Annotated in this window: 12 protein-coding genes; 1 reads left to right on the plus strand and 11 read right to left on the minus strand. The window is 63.6% G+C overall.

Translation table 11 applies throughout. The features are described 5' to 3' along the window. Positions 1–4: 4 nt before the first annotated feature. The 4 genes from ACUJB0_RS30945 to ACUJB0_RS30960 form a co-directional block, all read right to left on the minus strand. A complete protein-coding gene (locus tag ACUJB0_RS30945; protein WP_444848617.1) occupies positions 5–1705 on the minus strand; it encodes a methyl-accepting chemotaxis protein in 1701 nt (566 codons plus the stop codon). Between the two features lie 175 nt (positions 1706–1880). Next, entirely contained in the window at positions 1881–2324 is a 444-nt protein-coding gene (locus ACUJB0_RS30950) for a hypothetical protein (RefSeq protein WP_117014605.1), read from the minus strand. Between the two features lie 60 nt (positions 2325–2384). Continuing rightward, the gene (locus ACUJB0_RS30955; RefSeq protein ID WP_161085309.1) at positions 2385–2573 is read right to left on the minus strand and encodes a DUF1653 domain-containing protein; all 189 of its coding nucleotides are present in this window, start codon (positions 2571–2573) and stop codon (positions 2385–2387) included. Between the two features lie 6 nt (positions 2574–2579). After that, positions 2580–2987, minus strand: coding sequence for a phiTE_015 family protein (locus ACUJB0_RS30960; protein WP_117014607.1), 408 nt, complete (start codon positions 2985–2987; stop codon positions 2580–2582). A gap of 418 nt (positions 2988–3405) precedes the next feature. On the opposite strand from ACUJB0_RS30960, the gene xth reads away from it, so the two are divergent. After that, positions 3406–4170, plus strand: coding sequence for an exodeoxyribonuclease III (gene xth / locus ACUJB0_RS30965; protein WP_444848618.1), 765 nt, complete (start codon positions 3406–3408; stop codon positions 4168–4170). On the opposite strand, the gene ACUJB0_RS30970 is transcribed toward xth, so the two are convergent. The 7 genes from ACUJB0_RS30970 to prpC form a co-directional block, all read right to left on the minus strand. Beyond that, entirely contained in the window at positions 4171–7833 is a 3663-nt protein-coding gene (locus ACUJB0_RS30970) for a sensor domain-containing protein (RefSeq protein WP_444848619.1), read from the minus strand. It lies immediately after the preceding gene. A 177-nt stretch (positions 7834–8010) separates the two neighbouring features. Then, entirely contained in the window at positions 8011–9693 is a 1683-nt protein-coding gene (locus ACUJB0_RS30975; RefSeq protein ID WP_444848620.1) for a cation acetate symporter, read from the minus strand. Then, positions 9690–9998, minus strand: a complete 309-nt coding sequence (locus tag ACUJB0_RS30980; protein WP_161096777.1) for a DUF485 domain-containing protein — start codon at positions 9996–9998, stop codon at positions 9690–9692. Before ACUJB0_RS30980 ends, ACUJB0_RS30975 begins: the two co-directional genes overlap by 4 nt. Positions 9999–10096: 98 nt before the next feature. After that, on the minus strand, positions 10097–11998 hold the full coding sequence (locus ACUJB0_RS30985) for a propionate--CoA ligase (RefSeq protein WP_444848621.1): 1902 nt from the start codon (positions 11996–11998) through the stop codon (positions 10097–10099). A 36-nt stretch (positions 11999–12034) separates the two neighbouring features. Continuing rightward, the gene (gene prpF / locus ACUJB0_RS30990) at positions 12035–13225 is read right to left on the minus strand and encodes a 2-methylaconitate cis-trans isomerase PrpF (protein WP_444848622.1); all 1191 of its coding nucleotides are present in this window, start codon (positions 13223–13225) and stop codon (positions 12035–12037) included. Between the two features lie 2 nt (positions 13226–13227). After that, positions 13228–15825 carry a Fe/S-dependent 2-methylisocitrate dehydratase AcnD gene (gene acnD / locus ACUJB0_RS30995; RefSeq protein ID WP_444848623.1) on the minus strand — a complete coding sequence of 866 codons (2598 nt, stop codon included), beginning with the start codon at positions 15823–15825 and terminating at the stop codon, positions 13228–13230. Next, positions 15825–16970, minus strand: a complete 1146-nt coding sequence (gene prpC / locus ACUJB0_RS31000) for a bifunctional 2-methylcitrate synthase/citrate synthase (RefSeq protein WP_444848624.1) — start codon at positions 16968–16970, stop codon at positions 15825–15827. Before prpC ends, acnD begins: the two co-directional genes overlap by 1 nt.

Genomic DNA, 16970 nt, shown 5'->3' on the forward strand with positions numbered 1-16970 from the left:
ACGGTCAGAACTCTTCCCACCCTTCGGCGCCGGCTGCCTTGCGGCCGCGCGCCTGCTGGACCGGCGCCGGCAGCCTGGCCGGTTTGGCCTGCGCCCTGCGGACCATGGGCAGCACCGCCGCAGGCGCGCCTGCGCCGGCGCGGCCGCCTTCCAGCTTGAACACGCCAACCATCCGCACCAGTCCCGCCGCCTGATCCTGCAAGGACGCGGCGGCGGCGCTGGCCTCTTCCACCAGCGCGGCGTTTTGCTGCGTTACCTCATCCATCTGCGTAATGGCCTGGCTGACCTGGTCGATGCCGGCGCTCTGCTCCTGCGTGGCCGTGGTGATGCCGCCCATGATGTCGGTGACCCGCTGGATGCTGTCGACGATTTCGCCCATCGTGGCGCCGGCCTGGTCGACCAGCTTCGATCCCGCCTCCACCTTCTCCACCGAATCGCCGATCAGCACCTTGATCTCGTGCGCCGCCGCCGCGCTGCGCTGCGCCAGGTTGCGCACCTCGGTGGCGACGACGGCGAAGCCGCGTCCCTGCTCGCCGGCGCGCGCCGCCTCCACCGCCGCGTTCAGCGCCAGGATGTTGGTCTGGAAGGCGATGCCGTCGATGACGCCGATGATGTTGCCGATCTTGCCGGCCGATTCGTTGATCGAACCCATGGTGCCGACCACCTGCGCCACCACGTCGCCCCCCTTGAGCGCGATGGCCGACGCCGACATGGCCAGATCATTGGCCAGGCGCGCGCTGTCGGCGTTCTGCTTGACGGTCGACGCCAGTTCGTCCATCGACGACGCGGTTTCCTCCAGCGCGGCGGCCTGCTGCTCGGTGCGCGAAGACAGATCGAGATTGCCGGCCGCGATCTGCACCGACGCCGATTCGATCGCGCCTGAGCGGTCGTGCACCTGGCCGACGATGCCGGCCAGGCTGTCGCGCATGGTCTTCATCGCGAACACCAGGCTGGAACGGTCGTGGGGCGCGATGTCGATGCCGACACTCAGGTCGCCGGCCGCGATGCGCGTGGCGATGCCGGCCGCGTAGGCCGGCTCGCCGCCCAGTTGCCGCAGCAGGCTGCGTGTGATCAGCACCGCCGCGACCACGCTGCACAGCAGCGCCAGCGCGCCGAGCACCAGCATCAGCGAACGGGTTTCTTGGTAGGCCTGCTTGATGGCGGCCGCGCCGTCGACGTTTTGTTTTTCCTCGATGGCGGCCAGTTCGCGCAGCAGCTCCCACCATTTTTTCTGCACCGGACGGAACTCGAAGCGCAGCAGATGATAGGCCTCGCTGTTTTTCTTTTCCTGGATCAGCTCCTTGGCCTTGGCGATGAAGGGCGCGGCCAGCAAAGCCTGCGCGCGGATCTTGGCGTACAGCGCTGCCTCCTCGGGCGTGGCGCTGTTAGGGCCGGAGAACATCTCGCCCAGCTTGTTCTGTACTTCGTCGTATTTATCGCTCTGCGCCGCGATGCGCTTGAGCTCGATCTGGATCTCGTCCCGCTGATCCTCGGGCAGCAGGATCAGGTTGCGCAGCGCCAGCGCGCGCTCGGTCACCGTCAAATCCATTTTCGCCACCAGCTTGGACTCCACGCTGTTGACGTCGACGATCTCATCCACCCGCTCCTGCATGCGCCCCATGCGCAGGATGCCGAACATCGTCACGATGGCCAGCAACAACGCCACCAAACCAAACCCCATGCCCAACCGTGTTACCACCCTCATGCCTGAATCATGCATACGCCGCCTCATATCTGTAACAATTAATAATATTTACATATTCAACATTACTAATAGTAACAAATATTGCCGCTTGGCAAATATAGGAATTTTCCTATTCGGGCATAGGAATTGGACTAATTGAGTAGGAATAATCCTACACGCACAGCATGGCGACGGCTCAGTACAGCGTCACGCCGGAGGCTGGCGGAGGCAAGCCATCGCGCTGGGCATCGGCGTGCATCACCACCGTCAGCGTGGCCGGATAGTCGTAGCCGGCGCCGGTGTTCTTGTCGATGAAGTAGCCCACGCCGGCGGTCAGCACCACATTGCCCCACAGGTTGCCGTCGGCCTTGGAGTCGACTTTTTCGTAGGCCCAGCCGGCACCCTCCTTCTGGCAATCGATGCGCAGCGGGCCGGAGCTCTTGCGAAGGGTGACGCGCGCGGGCGTGGTCACAAACCATTTGCCGACGTCGTTGTACAGCACGCAGCCGACGCCGGCGATTTCCCGGTGGTCGAGCACGGTTTGCACCAGCACGTTTTGTTGGGTGGATTCAGTCAGGGAAGCGCAGCCGGACAGCAAGGCCAGCAGCGCGGAAACGCCGGCAACGGGGCGGAAATACATGGTCTGCCTCAGGGTTAGTGGGTCAGACCAGTGTAGCAGCCCGCAAGCGGATCTATATGGTCAATCAAGAGGCGTAAAGCGTTGCACTTTTACGCCATCGACTTCCAGGATTTCAAAAAACACGTCTTTCGGCCGGGTCCAGATGGAACCGTTGGCGGCGCGATAAACGATCATGGTACTCAGATCGGATTCCAGGGTGGCCTCACACACCAGCTCGTAGAGGCCCCCTTTGTAGTGCCTGAAACGCATCCGGGATCAGGCGTTATGCCGTTCCGGTGCGGCAGCCACAGTGCGAACATCCGCCTGTTCCTGCTGCTTCTTCTTCAGACCCTGTACCACTTTCAGGATATCATCCATGCCCCGTTCACCACCCAGGGTGGAGAACGCATCCAGCACCTCGTTCAGCACCTGGTTGCGCACGGCAGCCTCGTCGGAATTGATGACAGGCGGCCGTTGCACGGCGGCCTTGGCCTTTTCCAGCGCGGCGGCTTCCTTTTGCGCGGCGGTCTTGCGGCCGCCCGGCGTTTTGCCGTGCTCTAACGCAGCCTGCCAGATGACCCAGCGGCGTTGCGTTTCAAAAACCAGGTATTCTTCTGGTTTGTCTTCCCGGCGTCGGACGATGTGACCGTCTTTCTGCGCCCACGTCTCAAATGCAGCTCGCATTTTTTATTCCTTTGTAAATGCGCTACGCGCAATTCACTGTTAAAACCACAAGTAATTTCCGTATAGTACCATTTATTGTTAAACCACAACACTAAAATGCACCCGGCCAGCTACTATTTTTAATTGCGTTGCGGAAATACAAGTTTTCCGCGTTATTTGTAACAGTATATTTCTCTTTTGCTTACTTTGTCTTTGTTTACCGTTCTATTTTGACAACAATGAGACACCCCTAGCAATTATTTTTTGATTTCACACATTTTGCAACATTTTAGGCTCTGATAGTGCGCGCACGAAAGAGTTTTTCATGTTTTTTTATAAAAATCGTCAAATTAACAATCTCATGTGTTAAATCAAGATACTGTAAGATTCGTTCAAGTAGGCAACCGCCCCCCGAAAACCCGCAAGGATACTGACCCAGATGAAAATAGCCACATGGAATGTTAACTCACTCAACGTTCGGCTGACGCACGTCTTGAAATGGCTAGAGGAGAACCCTATCGATGTCCTCTGTATTCAAGAAACAAAATTGACTGACGACAAGTTTCCGGCGGCCGCCATCGAGGCCGCCGGCTACCATGTGGTCTACAGCGGCCAAAAAACCTACAACGGCGTGGCCATCCTGTCCAAGCTGCCGATCACCGACGTGATCAAGAATAATCCTCGCTACGAGGACGCGCAGCAGCGCATCCTGGCCGCCACCATCGACGGCGTGCGTGTGGTGTGCGCCTACGTGCCCAACGGCCAGAGCGTCGATTCCGACAAGTACGAATATAAACTGGGCTGGCTGTCCGCCTTCCACGACTGGATCAAGGAAGAAGCCGCGCTGCACCCGCAACTGGCGGTGCTGGGCGACTACAACATCGCGCCGGAAGACCGCGACGTCCACGATCCGGCCGCGTGGGCGGGCCAGGTGCTGGTGTCCGACAAGGAGCGCGCCGCCCTCACCCGCCTGCTCGACATCGGCCTGACCGATTCCTACCGCCTGTTCGAGCAGCCGGAAAAATCGTTCAGCTGGTGGGACTACCGCGCCCTTGGATTCCGCCTCAACAAAGGCCTGCGCATCGACCACATCCTGCTGTCGCCGGCCCTGGTGGCCCGTTGCAGCGCCTGCGTGATCGACCGCGTGCCGCGCAAATGGGAGCAGCCGTCCGACCACGCGCCGGTGATCGCCACGCTGGATTAACTAGATTCGCGGCAGCAGCAGCTGGGCCGTCGCGTGCGGTACCGGCTGCGAAAATAAATATCCCTGCGCGTACTGGCAACCGTTGCGCTGTAACAACGCATACTGTCCTTCGGTCTCCACACCCTCCGCCACCACCGACAATTGCAGGCTGTCCGACAGCGCGATGATGGCCGCCACGATCGCGCGATCCTCCGCGCTTTCCTCCAGCTCCTTGATGAAGGCGCGGTCGATCTTGATCTTCTTGACCGGGAAGCGCTTCAAATACGCCAGGCTCGAATAGCCGGTGCCGAAATCGTCGATCGACAAGCGGATGCCCATGGCGTTGATCTGGCCCAGGATGTCCAGCGTCTGCTCGCCGTGCTGCATCAGCGCCGTCTCGGTGATCTCGAATTCGATCAGCGACGGATCGATGCCGGTTTCGTCGAGGATGGCGCGGATCGATTCGATCAGCCCGCGATGCATGAACTGGCGCGGCGACAGGTTCACCGCCAGCGGCACCGGCGCCAGGCCGGCGCGCAGCCACGCCATGCTTTGCTGGCAGGCCTGGCGTATCACCCACTCGCCGATCGGCACGATCAGGCCATTCTCCTCGATGATGGGGATGAAGTGGTCCGGTAGCACCAGCTGGCCGGTGCCGCCGCCGCGCCGCCAGCGCAGCAGCACCTCCATCGTGTGCAGGCGCCGCGTGCCGATGTCCATGATGGGCTGGAAGTGCAGCTCGAACTCGTCCTGCGCCAGCGCGCCGCGCAGGCTGGACTCCAGCTCGAAGTGCTGCGCCGCCGTCTGGTTCATCGCCTCTTTGAAGTACTGGTAATTGTTCCTGCCGCTGGCCTTGGCGTGGTACATGGCGGCGTCGGCGTGGCGCATCAGCGTCTCGACGTCGCCGCCGTCGTCCGGGTACACGCAGATGCCGATCGACGGCGTGATGTGCAGGTTGCGCCCTTCCAGCGGGAAGCTCTCCGACAGCGCCTCGATGATCTTCTCGGCCACGTGGCTGGCCTCCTCGGACGAGCGGATGCCGGGCACCAGCACCACGAATTCGTCGCCGCCAAGGCGGGCCACGGTGTCGCTGGCGCGCACCGCGCGGCACAAACGGCTCGCCACTTCCTTCAGCAGCTGGTCGCCGGTCATGTGGCCGAGCGAGTCGTTGATGGTCTTGAAGCGGTCAAGGTCGATGAACATCACCGCCAGGCGGCGCTCCGAACGCTGCGCCGCCAGCATGGCGCGGTCCAGACGGTCCGACAACAGCGCGCGGTTCGGCAGGCCGGTCAGGCTGTCGTGGTAGGCCATGTGGTGCACGCGCGCCTCGGCCTGGCGCCGCTCGACGATCTCGCCCTGCAGCAGCGCATTGGCGCCGGCCAGTTCGGCGGTGCGCTCGAGCACCCGCACTTCCAGCTCGTCGCGCGCGCGGCTCACCGCCTCCGCCGCCTCGCGCCGTTCGGTGATGTCGTCCACCAGCCACACCGAGCGCCCGGTGGCCTGCGCCAGGTCGAACGGACGGCCCGACAGGCGGCCCCAGAACGTGCTGCCGTCCTTGCGCACCAGCTGGTATTCGGAGGCGTGCACGCGGCCGGCGTGGAAGTCCAGCGCGGTGGCGGCGCGCGCCTGTTCCCACGCGCCCTTGTCAGCATAGAAGGCCTGTACGCTCAGTTGGTTCATCTCGCCCGGCGCGTAGCCGAACAGTTCTTCCATCTTGGTGTTGCAGCGCAGGTTGCGGCCATGCTCCACCACCGAGATGCCCAGCACCGCGCTGTCCAGGATGGCCTGGTTTTCCAGCAGCGCGTTGCGCAGCGATTCCTCGGCGCGCTTTTGCTCGGTGCGGTCCTCGATCACCCAGATCGTGCCCTGGGTCGGATCCTCGGGATTGACCACGTAGCCGATCAGCTGCGCCCACAAGGTCGTGTCGTCGGCGCGGCGCAGTTCCATCTCGATCTGGAACGGCTTGCCGACCGACAGATAGGGATACGCCTGCTCGCCCAGTTTGTCGTACGATTCCTGCGACGGGTACAGCGCGCGGCCGGGCAGGCCCAGGCCCGAGTCGCCCTCGTAGCGGAACATCTCCGCGAAGCCGCGGTTGTAGCGCGTGATGATACGGTTCTTGGTGAACAGGATGCTCATCGAGGCGTTGGTCATGATGGCCTCGACCTCCATCTGGGTCTGGCGCGTGCTGGTCACGTCCTCCAGGATCCAGATGGTGCCGCCGTCGCTATGCTCGTCGTCCACCGCCTTGGCGCGCACGCGGCACCAGAACAGGCCACCGTCCCTGCGCTTGAACTGGTATTCCTTCTTCTCGAACGGCTGGCCCGCGCCCAGCAGCGGTGCCGCCTCGCGGCCGAATTCCTCGTAGTGCTCCGCCGACGGGAACACCATCGCCGACGGCTGCCCCAGCATCTCGTCGATGTCGTAGCCGAACATCTCGGCCATGCGCGGATTACAGCTCAACATGATCTGCGCCTTGCTGAACAGGATGCCGACCGAGGCGTTGTCCAGGATCGCCTTCTGCTCCAGCAGCAGCTGCCGGGTCTCTTCCTCGTGGCGCTTTTGCGCGCTGCGGTCGTCGAAGATCCAGATCGTGTCCTGCTGCGTGCGGCCCGGATTGATCACGTAGCCGAAGGCGTGCGCCCAGAAGGTCGAGCCGTCCTGGCGCCGCATCTCCATCTCGGCCTGGTACGGTTTGCCGCGCGCCAGCAGCGGACGGGCTTTCTTCACCACCGCGTCGAACGCGTCCTGCGACGGATACAGCGTCGACGTCAGCTGGCCCACGCCGCTGTCGTCGTTGAAGCCGAAGAATTCGGCGAAGCGGCGGTTGTAGCGCAGGATGCGGTTATCGCGCTGGAAGCCGATCGCCAGCGGCGCGCTGTCCATGATGGCCTGCATCTCCAGCAGCGCGCGGCGCAGCTTCTCGACGTCGATGCGGTGATCATTGATGTCCTCCATGATCCACACCGTGCCCTCGGCGGTTTGCACGGGATCGATGGCGCGGCCGTACAGGCGGGCCCAGAACACCGAGCCGTCCTTGCGCCGCATCTGCGTATCCTGCATGAAGGGCAGGCCCTGCGACAGCGGCGGGCGGGCGTTGCGGCTCAATTCAAGGAAGTCCGCCTCGCTCGGATACACGGTCACGCTGGCCATGCCCTCCAGCTCATGGCGGCTGTAGCCCAGCATCTCGGCGCAGCGGATATTGCATTCCTGGATAACGCCATCCTTGGTGAACAGGATGCCGACGGCGGCATTCTCCAGGATGGCCTGCTGCTCCAGCAGCGTCTTGCGCAACGAGCGCTGGTCGCGCTCCGCCGCGCTGATGTCGTGGAAGACCACCGTGGCGCCCTGCACCGCCGCGCCGGCCGGCAGCGGCTTGCTCCACGCCTGCACCGACAGGTATTGGCCGCTGGCGCAGGTCAGGCAGCTGTCCCAGCGTTGTCCCGCGCTGGCCGCGCCCTGCCCCACGTCGAGCGCCGCGTCGAGCGCCTTCATGCTGGCGGCGCGCACGTGGCGCGCGAACAGATCGGCCAGCGGCTTGCCGCATGGGTCGAAGCCCAGCAAGTCCGCCAGTTCCTGATTCGCGGCCAACACCATGCCATCGGTGCCGTAGGCGCACGCGGGAACGCCGATCAGCGCCAGCGCGTCGGCTACAAAATCAGGATTGGTCGAAACTCGGTTCATGTACACCAAAGGCACCCATTCTAAGATGCCACCTTGCCAGTTACTTCTCGGCAGCATAGTTGGCAGATCATAAACCACAATGGGCGCATTAGCCATCGCGCATGCCGGCGGCGGCCCTAAAAACGACAATGCCCGGCGAACCGGGCATTGCTGTCATCCGACTACTTGACAATTACATCAGTGCGCACTGGCTCCAGCGGCGCCGATGCCGGTTTCGGAGCGCATTTCCTGCGCCTCGTAGCCGGCGCGGTCGATGCGTGCACGCGCGCTGCGGTCCATCAGGGAGACCACCCAGATGCTGACGAAGGCGATCGGCATCGAGAAGATGGCCGGCGACGCATAAGGGAACAGCGCGTCGGCATGGCCCAGCACATCGACCCACACCGACTTCGACACCACGGTCAGCACCACGGCGGTGATCAGGCCGACGAAGCCGCCGATGGTGGCACCACGGGTGGTGCAATCCTTCCACAGCACCGACATGAACAGCACAGGGAAGTTGGCCGAGGCGGCGATGGCGAAGGCCAGCGACACCATGAACGCGATGTTCTGCTTCTCGAACACGATGCCCAGCACCACGGCGACGATGCCCAGTGCGACGGTGGTCAGGCGCGACACATACAGTTCCTTGGCGCTGGTGGCCTTGCCCTTTTTGATCACAGTGGCATACAGGTCATGCGACACCGCCGATGCGCCGGACAAGGTCAGGCCGGCCACCACTGCCAGGATGGTGGCGAAAGCCACGGCGGAGATAAAGCCCAGGAAGACGTTGCCGCCCACGGCCTTGGCCAGGTGGATGGCCGCCATGTTGTTCCCGCCCAGGAGTTTGCCGGCGGCGTCCTTGAACTCGGGATTGGTGCTCACCAAAACGATGGCGCCGAAACCAATGATGAAGGTCAGGATGTAGAAGTACGCGATCCAGCTGGTGGCCCAGAACACCGACTTGCGCGCTTCCTTGGCGCTTGGCACGGTGAAGAAGCGCATCAGGATGTGCGGCAGGCCGGCGGTGCCGAACATCAGCGCCATGCCGAAGGAGATCGCCGACACGGGGTCCTTGATGAAGGTGCCGGGGCCCATGATGGCGTCCTTCTTGGCGTGTACTTCCACCGACTTGGCGAACAGCGCCTCGGGGCTGAAGTTGAACTGCGCCAGCACGACGACCGCCATGAAGGTGGCGCCGCCCAGCAGCATCACGGCCTTGATGATCTGCACCCAGGTGGTCGCGGTCATGCCGCCGAACAGCACGTAGACCATCATCAGCGTACCGACCAGCACCACGGCGATCCAGTATTCAAGGCCGAACAGCAGTTTGATCAGCTGCCCCGCGCCGACCATCTGCGCGATCAGGTAGAAGGCCACCACCACCAGCGTGCCGGAGGCGGAGAAGATGCGGATCGGCGCCTGCTTGAAACGATAGGCGGCGACGTCGGCGAAGGTGAAGCGGCCAAGGTTGCGCAGGCGCTCCGCCATCAGGAAGGTGATCACCGGCCAGCCGACCAGGAAGCCGATGGCGTAGATCAGGCCATCGTAACCGTTCAGGAACACGGCGGCGGAAATGCCGAGGAAGGACGCCGCCGACATGTAGTCGCCGGCGATGGCCAGGCCGTTCTGGAAGCCGGTGATGCCGCCGCCGGCGGTGTAGAAGTCGGCCGCCGATTTGGTCTTCGCCGCCGCCCACTTGGTGACGAACAGCGTGAAGATGACGAAGGCGCCGAACATGATGATCGCGGTCCAGTTGATCGGCTGCTTGACCGCCTGGCCGAGATCCGCACCGGCCGCCAGCGCCGCACCGCTGGCGCCCAGCAGCGTCAGGGCGGCCAAGCCGCGAAGGCTAAGCAAGCCACGCTTGGCGGCGTTCATGCTTTCACCCGCTCGTGGATGGCCTGGGTCAGGTCGTCGAACTGCTTGTTGGCGCGGCGGACGTAGGCGCCGGTGATCAGCACCGTGAACACGATCACGAACAGGCCGATCGGCATCCCCCAGGTCATCACCCCGCCACCGGTTTTCGACGCCAGCAGCTCCTTGTCGAAAGCGATGAGCAGGATGTAACCGTAATAGACCAACATCATTACCGCGGTCAGCGCCCAGCCGAAGCGGGAGCGCGTCTTGACCAGCCGGTGGTAGCTGGGGTCGCGCTTTATTTTTTGAACCAGATCGTCATGCATGACTTGTCTCCTATAGTTTATCTGCAGCCTATGCTCTTTTCTTTTCGAGCTTGACTCCACAATAAACCGCCATGCTTACCGGCCCCTTACGCGCACAACTACTTTTTCGCATCGCCATGCAGCGCGTGTTGTATCTGCTGCAGCGAAGCCGGATCCTCGATCGCGGTGAGGTCGCCGGGATTGCGGCCTTCGCAGATGGCCTGTATCGAGCGGCGCAGCAGCTTGCCGGAACGGGTCTTGGGCAGTTGCGGCACGAAGTACACGCGCGACGGCCGCGCCACAGCGCCCAGCTGGTGATCGACCACGCCGAGTATCTCGCGCTCCTGCGCGGCACGGCCCTCGTCATCTGCGATGCGCGTCGCGTCCTTGACGATGACGAAGGCAACCGCCACCTGGCCTTTGAGCTTGTCCTCCACGCCGACCACCGCCACTTCCGATACGTTGGCGTGGCTGGAGATGGATTCTTCGATCTCGCGCGTGCCGAGACGATGGCCTGCTACGTTGATCACATCATCGGTGCGGCCGAGGATGAAGTAGTAGCCGTCGGCGTCGCGCACGCCCCAGTCGAAGGTCGAGTAGACCTGCTGGCCGTCAAAGGTGGACCAGTAGGTGTCGACGAAGCGCTGGTCGTCGCCGTACACGGTCTGCATGCAGCCCGGCGGAAGCGGGCCGTCGACCACCACCACGCCCTTCTCGTTGGCGGCGCATTCCTCGCCGGTGGATTCGTTGAGCAGCTTGACCTTGTAGCCGTACATCGCCACGCCAGGACTGCCCAGGCGCGTCGGCAGATCCTCGACACCCTTGGCGATCGACAGGATCGGCCAGCCGGTTTCGGTCTGCCAGTAGTTGTCGATGATGGGAACGCCCAGCTCTTCGGAAATCCATTTCGACGTGGTCTCGTCCAGCGGCTCGCCGGCCAGGTACAGCGCGCGCAGCGAGGACAGGTCGTACTTGCGCATGAACTCAGGCGGCTGCTTGCGCAGCACGCGGATCGCCGTCGGCGCCGAGAACATGCGCGTGACCTTGTACTTCTCGACGATGCGCCACCAGATGCCAGCGTCGGGGCAGATCGGCAGGCCTTCGTACATGATGGTCGCCATGCCGGCGATCAGCGGGCCGTAGACGATGTAGGAATGGCCGACCACCCAGCCGATGTCGGAGGTGGCGAAGAAGGTTTCGCCGGCGTTGCCGCAGAAGTTGTACTTCATCGACGAGGCCAGCGCCACAGCATAGCCGCCGACGTCACGCTGCACGCCTTTCGGCTTGCCGGTTGTGCCGGAGGTGTAGAGGATGTACGAAGGATCGTTTGATTCCAGCCAGGTCACCGGCACGTGCGCATCCATGTGGGCGACGCGCAGGCTGGCCCAGTCCTCGTCACGGCCGGCCACCACTTCCATCGGCGCCAGGTTGCGGTTCACCAGCAGCACCTTGGCCGGCTTGGCGGTCGACAGCGTGATCGCTTCGTCCAGCAGGTACTTGTAGGGGATGGCCTTGCCGTTGCGTGAACCCGCGTCGGCGGAGACGATCAGCGCCGGCTTGGCATCGTCGATGCGGCTGGCCAGGCTGTTGGCGGCAAAGCCGCCGAACACCACCGAGTGGATGGCGCCGATGCGGGCGCAGGCCAGCATCGTGAACGCCGCTTCGGCGATCATCGGCATGTAGATCAGCACCCTGTCGCCACGGCCGACGCCCAGCGACTGCATCATCGCTGCGCAGCGTTCGACTTCGGTGCGCAGTTCGTTGAACGAGTAGCTGCGCTCCGTGTTGGTTTCGGTGGAGATGGCGATCAGCGCGGCACGGTCACCCTGCGTGGCGCACCAGCGGTCTACCGCGTTGTGACACAGGTTGGTCTGCCCGCCGACGAACCACTTGGCGAACGGAGGATGGGAATAATCCAGCACCTTGGTGCATGGGACGTTCCAGTCGATGAGCGCTGCCTCGTCCTGCCAGAATTGTTCAGGCGTGTCGATAGAGCGCCGATAGAAATCAGCGTAATTCATGTCTCCTCCGTTATGTACGTGTCGCTTAGCTGTGTCTTAGAACGTATCGCCGGGAACGCGTACCCAGCCTTCCATCAGCACGCGGGCGCTGCGGCTCATGACCGCTTTTGTTACGCTCCATTCGCCGTTCTGTTGGGTCGCTTGCGCGCCCACCCGCAAAGTGCCGGACGGATGGCCGAAGCGCACCGCCTCGCGCGCACCGCCGCCCGCCGCCAGGTTCACCAGCGTGCCGGGGATCGCCGCGGCGGTGCCGATGGCGACTGCCGCCGTGCCCATCATCGCGTGATGCAGCTTACCCATCGACATGGCGCGCACCAGCAGGTCCACGTCGGTGGCGGCGACCTCCTTGCCGCTGGACGAGGTATACGGCGCCGGCTTGGCAACGAAGGCCACCTTGGGCGTGTGCTGGCGCGTGGCCGCGTCGTCGTTATGCTTGATGAGGCCCATGCGCAGCGCGCCGTGGGCGCGTATCAGCTCAAACCGCGCCAGCGCCTTGGGGTCGCTGTTGATGGCGTCCTGCAGCTCGGTGCCGAGGTAGCCGATATCTTCCGCGTTGACGAAGATGGTCGGGATGCCGGCGTTGATCATGGTCGCCTTCATGGTGCCCACGCCTGGCACTTCCAGCTCGTCCACCAGCTGGCCGGTCGGGAACATGGAGCCCCCGGCGCCCTCTTCCTCCGCCGCCGGGTCCATGAACTCCAGCTGCACTTCGGCCGCCGGGAAGGTCACGCCGTCGAGTTCAAAGTCGCCGGTTTCCTGCACTTCGCCATTGGTCATCGGTACGTGGGCGATGATGGTCTTGCCGATATTGGCCTGCCACACGCGCACCACGGCCATGCCGTCGCGCGGAACGCGGGCCGCGTCCACCAGGCCGCCGCTGATGGCGAAGGCGCCAACGGCGGCGGACAGGTTGCCGCAGTTGCCGCTCCAGTCGACGAAGGCCTTGTCGATGGAGACCTGGCCAAACAGGTAGTCGACGTCGTGATCCGGCTTGGTGCTCTTTGCCAGGATCACCGATTTGCTGGTGCTGGAGGTGGCGCCGCCCATGCCGTCGATCTGCTTGCCGTACGGGTCCGGGCTGCCGATCACGCGCAGCAGCAAGGCGTCGCGCGCGGCGCCGGGCTGCTGCGCGGCTTCCGGCAGGTCCTGCAGCCGGAAGAACACGCCCTTGCTGGTGCCGCCACGCATATACGTGGCGGGGATCTTGATTTGCGGTTGATGCGCCATGATCATGCAGCCTTCGCGGATTCAAGGAAGTCCTGGGCGAAGCGCTGCAGCACGCCGCCCGCTTCGTAGATCGACACTTCTTCCGCCGTATCGAGGCGGCAGATCACCGGCACTTCGACGCGCTCGCCATTGCGGCGGTTGACCACCAGCGTCAGCGTCGAACGCGGAGTGCGTTCGCCGATCACGTCGTAGCTTTCGGTGCCGTCCAGCGCCAGCGTCAGGCGGTTCACGCCCGGCTGGAACTCCAGCGGCAGCACGCCCATGCCTACCAGGTTGGTGCGGTGGATGCGCTCGAATCCTTCGGCCACGATGGCCTCCACGCCCGCCAGCCGCACGCCCTTGGCCGCCCAGTCGCGCGACGAGCCCTGGCCGTAGTCGGCGCCGGCGATCACGATCAGCGGCTGCTTGCGTTCCATGTAGGTCTCGATGGCCTCCCACATGCGGGTGACTTTGCCTTCCGGTTCCACGCGCGCCAGCGAACCGGCTTTGACCTTGCCGTCGGCATCGCGCACCATTTCGTTCTTCAGCGTCGGGTTGGCGAAGGTGGCACGTTGTGCGGTCAAGTGGTCGCCGCGATGGGTGGCGTAGGAGTTGAAGTCCTCTTCTGGCAGGCCCATTTTCGCCAGGTACTCGCCGGCCGCGCTGTTCAACATGATCGCGTTCGATGGCGACAGGTGGTCGGTGGTGATGTTATCGCCCAGGACCGCCAGCGGCAGCATGCCTTTCAGCGGACGCGCGCCGGCTAGAGCGCCTTCCCAGTACGGCGGACGGCGGATGTAGGTGGTCTGCGGACGCCAGTCGTACAGCGGCTTCACTTTCACGCCGTCGTCTTCCTGCTTGGCGAACATCGGGATGTAGACCTTGTTGTACTGCGCCGGCTTGACGCTGGACGCGACCAGCGCATCGATCTCCTCGTCGGTCGGCCAGATGTCCTTCAGCGTGACCGGCTGGCCATTGGTGTCAAGGCCCAGCACGTCCTTCTCGATGTCGAAGCGGATCGTGCCGGCGATGGCGTAGGCCACCACCAGCGGCGGCGATGCCAGGAAGGCCTGCTTGGCGTAAGGGTGGATGCGGCCGTCGAAATTGCGGTTGCCCGACAATACAGCGGTGGCGTACAGATCGCGATCAATCACTTCCTTCTGGATCACCGGATCGAGCGCGCCGGACATGCCGTTGCAGGTGGTGCAGGCATATGCGACCACGCCAAAGCCCAGCTGCTCCAGCTCCGGCATCAGGCCAGCTTCCTCCAGGTACAGCGTCACGGTCTTGGAGCCGGGCGCCAGCGAGCTTTTCACCCAAGGCTTGCGGGTCAGGCCGCGCGCATTCGCGTTGCGGGCCAGCAGGCCGGCGGCGATCATGTTGCGCGGGTTGTTGGTGTTGGTGCAGCTGGTGATGGCGGCGATGATGACCGCGCCGTCCGGCATCAGGCCAGGCTCGTTCTCCACCACGCCGCTGATGCCGCGCGCGGCCAGCTCGGAGGTCGGCACGCGGTTGTGCGGATTCGAAGGGCCGGCGATGGTGCGCACCACCGACGACAGGTCGAACTTCAGCACGCGCTCGTACTCGGCGGTCTTCAGGGCTTCGCCCCACAGGCCGGTCTCTTTCGCGTAGGTCTCCACCAGCTTGACCAGTTCATCATCGCGGCCGGTCAGCTTGAGGTACTTGATGGTCTGCTCGTCGATGTAGAACATCGCGGCGGTGGAGCCGTATTCCGGCGCCATGTTGGAGATCGTCGCGCGGTCGCCCAGCGTCAGGTGCGATGCGCCCTCGCCGAAGAACTCCAGGTACGACGACACGACCTTCTGCTTGCGCAGGAATTCGGTCAGCGCCAGCACGGTGTCGGTGGCGGTGATGCCGGCTTGCGGCTTGCCCGTCAACTCGACGCCGATGATGTCCGGCAGGCGCATCCACGATGCGCGGCCCAGCATCACACTCTCCGCTTCCAGGCCGCCGACGCCGATGGCGATCACGCCCAGCGCATCGACCATCGGGGTATGCGAGTCCGTGCCGACCAGCGTATCCGGGAAGGCCACGCCGTCCACCGCCTGGATCACTGGCGACATGCGCTCCAAGTTAATCTGGTGCAGGATGCCGTTACCCGGCGGGATCACGTCGACGTTCTTGAACGCCTTCTTGGTCCAGTTGATGAAATCGAAGCGGTCCTCGTTGCGGCGGTCTTCGATGGCGCGGTTCTTGTCGAAGGCGTCGGGATCGAAGCCGCCGCATTCGACGGCCAGCGAGTGGTCGACCACCAGCTGGGTCGGCACCACCGGATTGACCAGCGCGGGATCACCGCCTTGCGCCGCGATGGCGTCGCGCAGACCGGCCAGGTCGACCAGTGCGGTCTGGCCGAGGATGTCGTGGCAGACCACGCGCGCGGGGAACCATGGGAAGTCCAGGTCGCGTTTGCGCTCGATCAGTTGCGACAGCGAGGCGTTGAGCGTCGCAGGATCGCAGCGGCGCACCAGGTTCTCGGCCAGTACGCGCGAAGTGTATGGCAGCTTGGCCCAGGCGCCCGGCTGAATTGCGTCGACCGCGGCGCGCGCGTCGAAGTAATCGAGCTTGGTGCCCGGCAGGGGTTTGCGGAATTGGGTGTTCATTATTTGCGGTCCTTGATCGGCACGAATTTGAGGTCTTCAGGACCGACATAGTTCGCGCTTGGACGAATGATCTTGTTGTCGATGCGCTGTTCGATGATGTGCGCGGCCCAGCCGGACGTGCGCGAGATGACGAACAGCGGCGTGAACATCGCGGTCGGCACGCCCATCATGTGGTACGACACGGCCGAGAACCAGTCCAGGTTCGGGAACATCTTCTTGATGTCCCACATGACGGTTTCCAGGCGCTCGGCGATGTCGAACATTTTCATCGAGCCGGCTTCCTGCGACAGCTTGCGCGCCACTTCCTTGATGACGACGTTGCGCGGATCGGAGATGGTGTACACCGGATGGCCGAAACCGATCACCACTTCCTTGTTGGCGACGCGGTTGCGGATATCCGCTTCGGCTTCGTCGGCGTTCTCATAGCGCTTCTGGATCTCGAAGGCGAATTCGTTGGCGCCGCCGTGTTTGGGGCCGCGCAGCGCGCCGATCGCGCCGGTGATGGCGGAGTGGATGTCCGAACCCGTGCCGGCGATGACGCGGCTGGTGAAGGTGGAGGCGTTGAACTCGTGTTCCGCGTACAGGATCAGCGAAGTATGCATCGCCTGCACCCAGCTGTCGGATGGCTTCTCGCCGTGCAGCAGGTGCAGGAAGTGGCCGCCGATGGAGTCGTCGTCGGTCTCCACGTCGATACGCTTGCCGTTATGGCTGAAGTGATACCAGTACAGCAGCATCGAGCCGAAAGAAGCCATCAGGCGGTCGGCGATGTCGCGCGCGCCCGGCACATTGTGGTCGTCCTTTTCCGGCAGCGTGCAGCCGAGCACCGAGACGCCGGTGCGCATCACGTCCATCGGGTGGGCAGATGCGGGCAGTGCTTCCAGCGCGGACTTCAGCGATTGCGGCAGGCCGCGCAGCGAACGCAGTTTGGCTTTGTAGCCTTTCAGTTCGGCGCTGGTCGGCAGTTTGCCGTGGACCAGCAGGTAGGCGATTTCTTCGAACTCGCAGGTGTTGGCGACGTCGAGGATGTCGTAGCCGCGATAGTGCAGGTCATTGCCGGTTTTGCCGACGGAGCACAGTGCGGTGTTACCTGCGGTGACGCCGGACAGGGCGACGGATTTTTTTGGCTTGAAGGTAGCTTCGGTCAT

Origin of the sequence: Duganella caerulea (assembly GCF_040362985.1) — a bacterium.
Classification (GTDB): Bacteria; Pseudomonadota; Gammaproteobacteria; order Burkholderiales; family Burkholderiaceae_D; genus Rugamonas; species Rugamonas vulcania.

What these genes read in the sequence shown, in the direction of transcription:
- ACUJB0_RS30945 (WP_444848617.1), bottom strand. Translation starts at nt 1,705, where the DNA reads ATGAGGGTGGTAACACGGTTGGGCATGGGGTTTGGTTTGGTGGCGTTG.
- ACUJB0_RS30950 (WP_117014605.1), bottom strand. Translation starts at nt 2,324, where the DNA reads ATGTATTTCCGCCCCGTTGCCGGCGTTTCCGCGCTGCTGGCCTTGCTG.
- ACUJB0_RS30955 (WP_161085309.1), bottom strand. Translation starts at nt 2,573, where the DNA reads ATGCGTTTCAGGCACTACAAAGGGGGCCTCTACGAGCTGGTGTGTGAG.
- ACUJB0_RS30960 (WP_117014607.1), bottom strand. Translation starts at nt 2,987, where the DNA reads ATGCGAGCTGCATTTGAGACGTGGGCGCAGAAAGACGGTCACATCGTC.
- xth (WP_444848618.1), top strand. Translation starts at nt 3,406, where the DNA reads ATGAAAATAGCCACATGGAATGTTAACTCACTCAACGTTCGGCTGACG.
- ACUJB0_RS30970 (WP_444848619.1), bottom strand. Translation starts at nt 7,833, where the DNA reads ATGAACCGAGTTTCGACCAATCCTGATTTTGTAGCCGACGCGCTGGCG.
- ACUJB0_RS30975 (WP_444848620.1), bottom strand. Translation starts at nt 9,693, where the DNA reads ATGAACGCCGCCAAGCGTGGCTTGCTTAGCCTTCGCGGCTTGGCCGCC.
- ACUJB0_RS30980 (WP_161096777.1), bottom strand. Translation starts at nt 9,998, where the DNA reads ATGCATGACGATCTGGTTCAAAAAATAAAGCGCGACCCCAGCTACCAC.
- ACUJB0_RS30985 (WP_444848621.1), bottom strand. Translation starts at nt 11,998, where the DNA reads ATGAATTACGCTGATTTCTATCGGCGCTCTATCGACACGCCTGAACAA.
- prpF (WP_444848622.1), bottom strand. Translation starts at nt 13,225, where the DNA reads ATGGCGCATCAACCGCAAATCAAGATCCCCGCCACGTATATGCGTGGC.
- acnD (WP_444848623.1), bottom strand. Translation starts at nt 15,825, where the DNA reads ATGAACACCCAATTCCGCAAACCCCTGCCGGGCACCAAGCTCGATTAC.
- prpC (WP_444848624.1), bottom strand. Translation starts at nt 16,970, where the DNA reads ATGACCGAAGCTACCTTCAAGCCAAAAAAATCCGTCGCCCTGTCCGGC.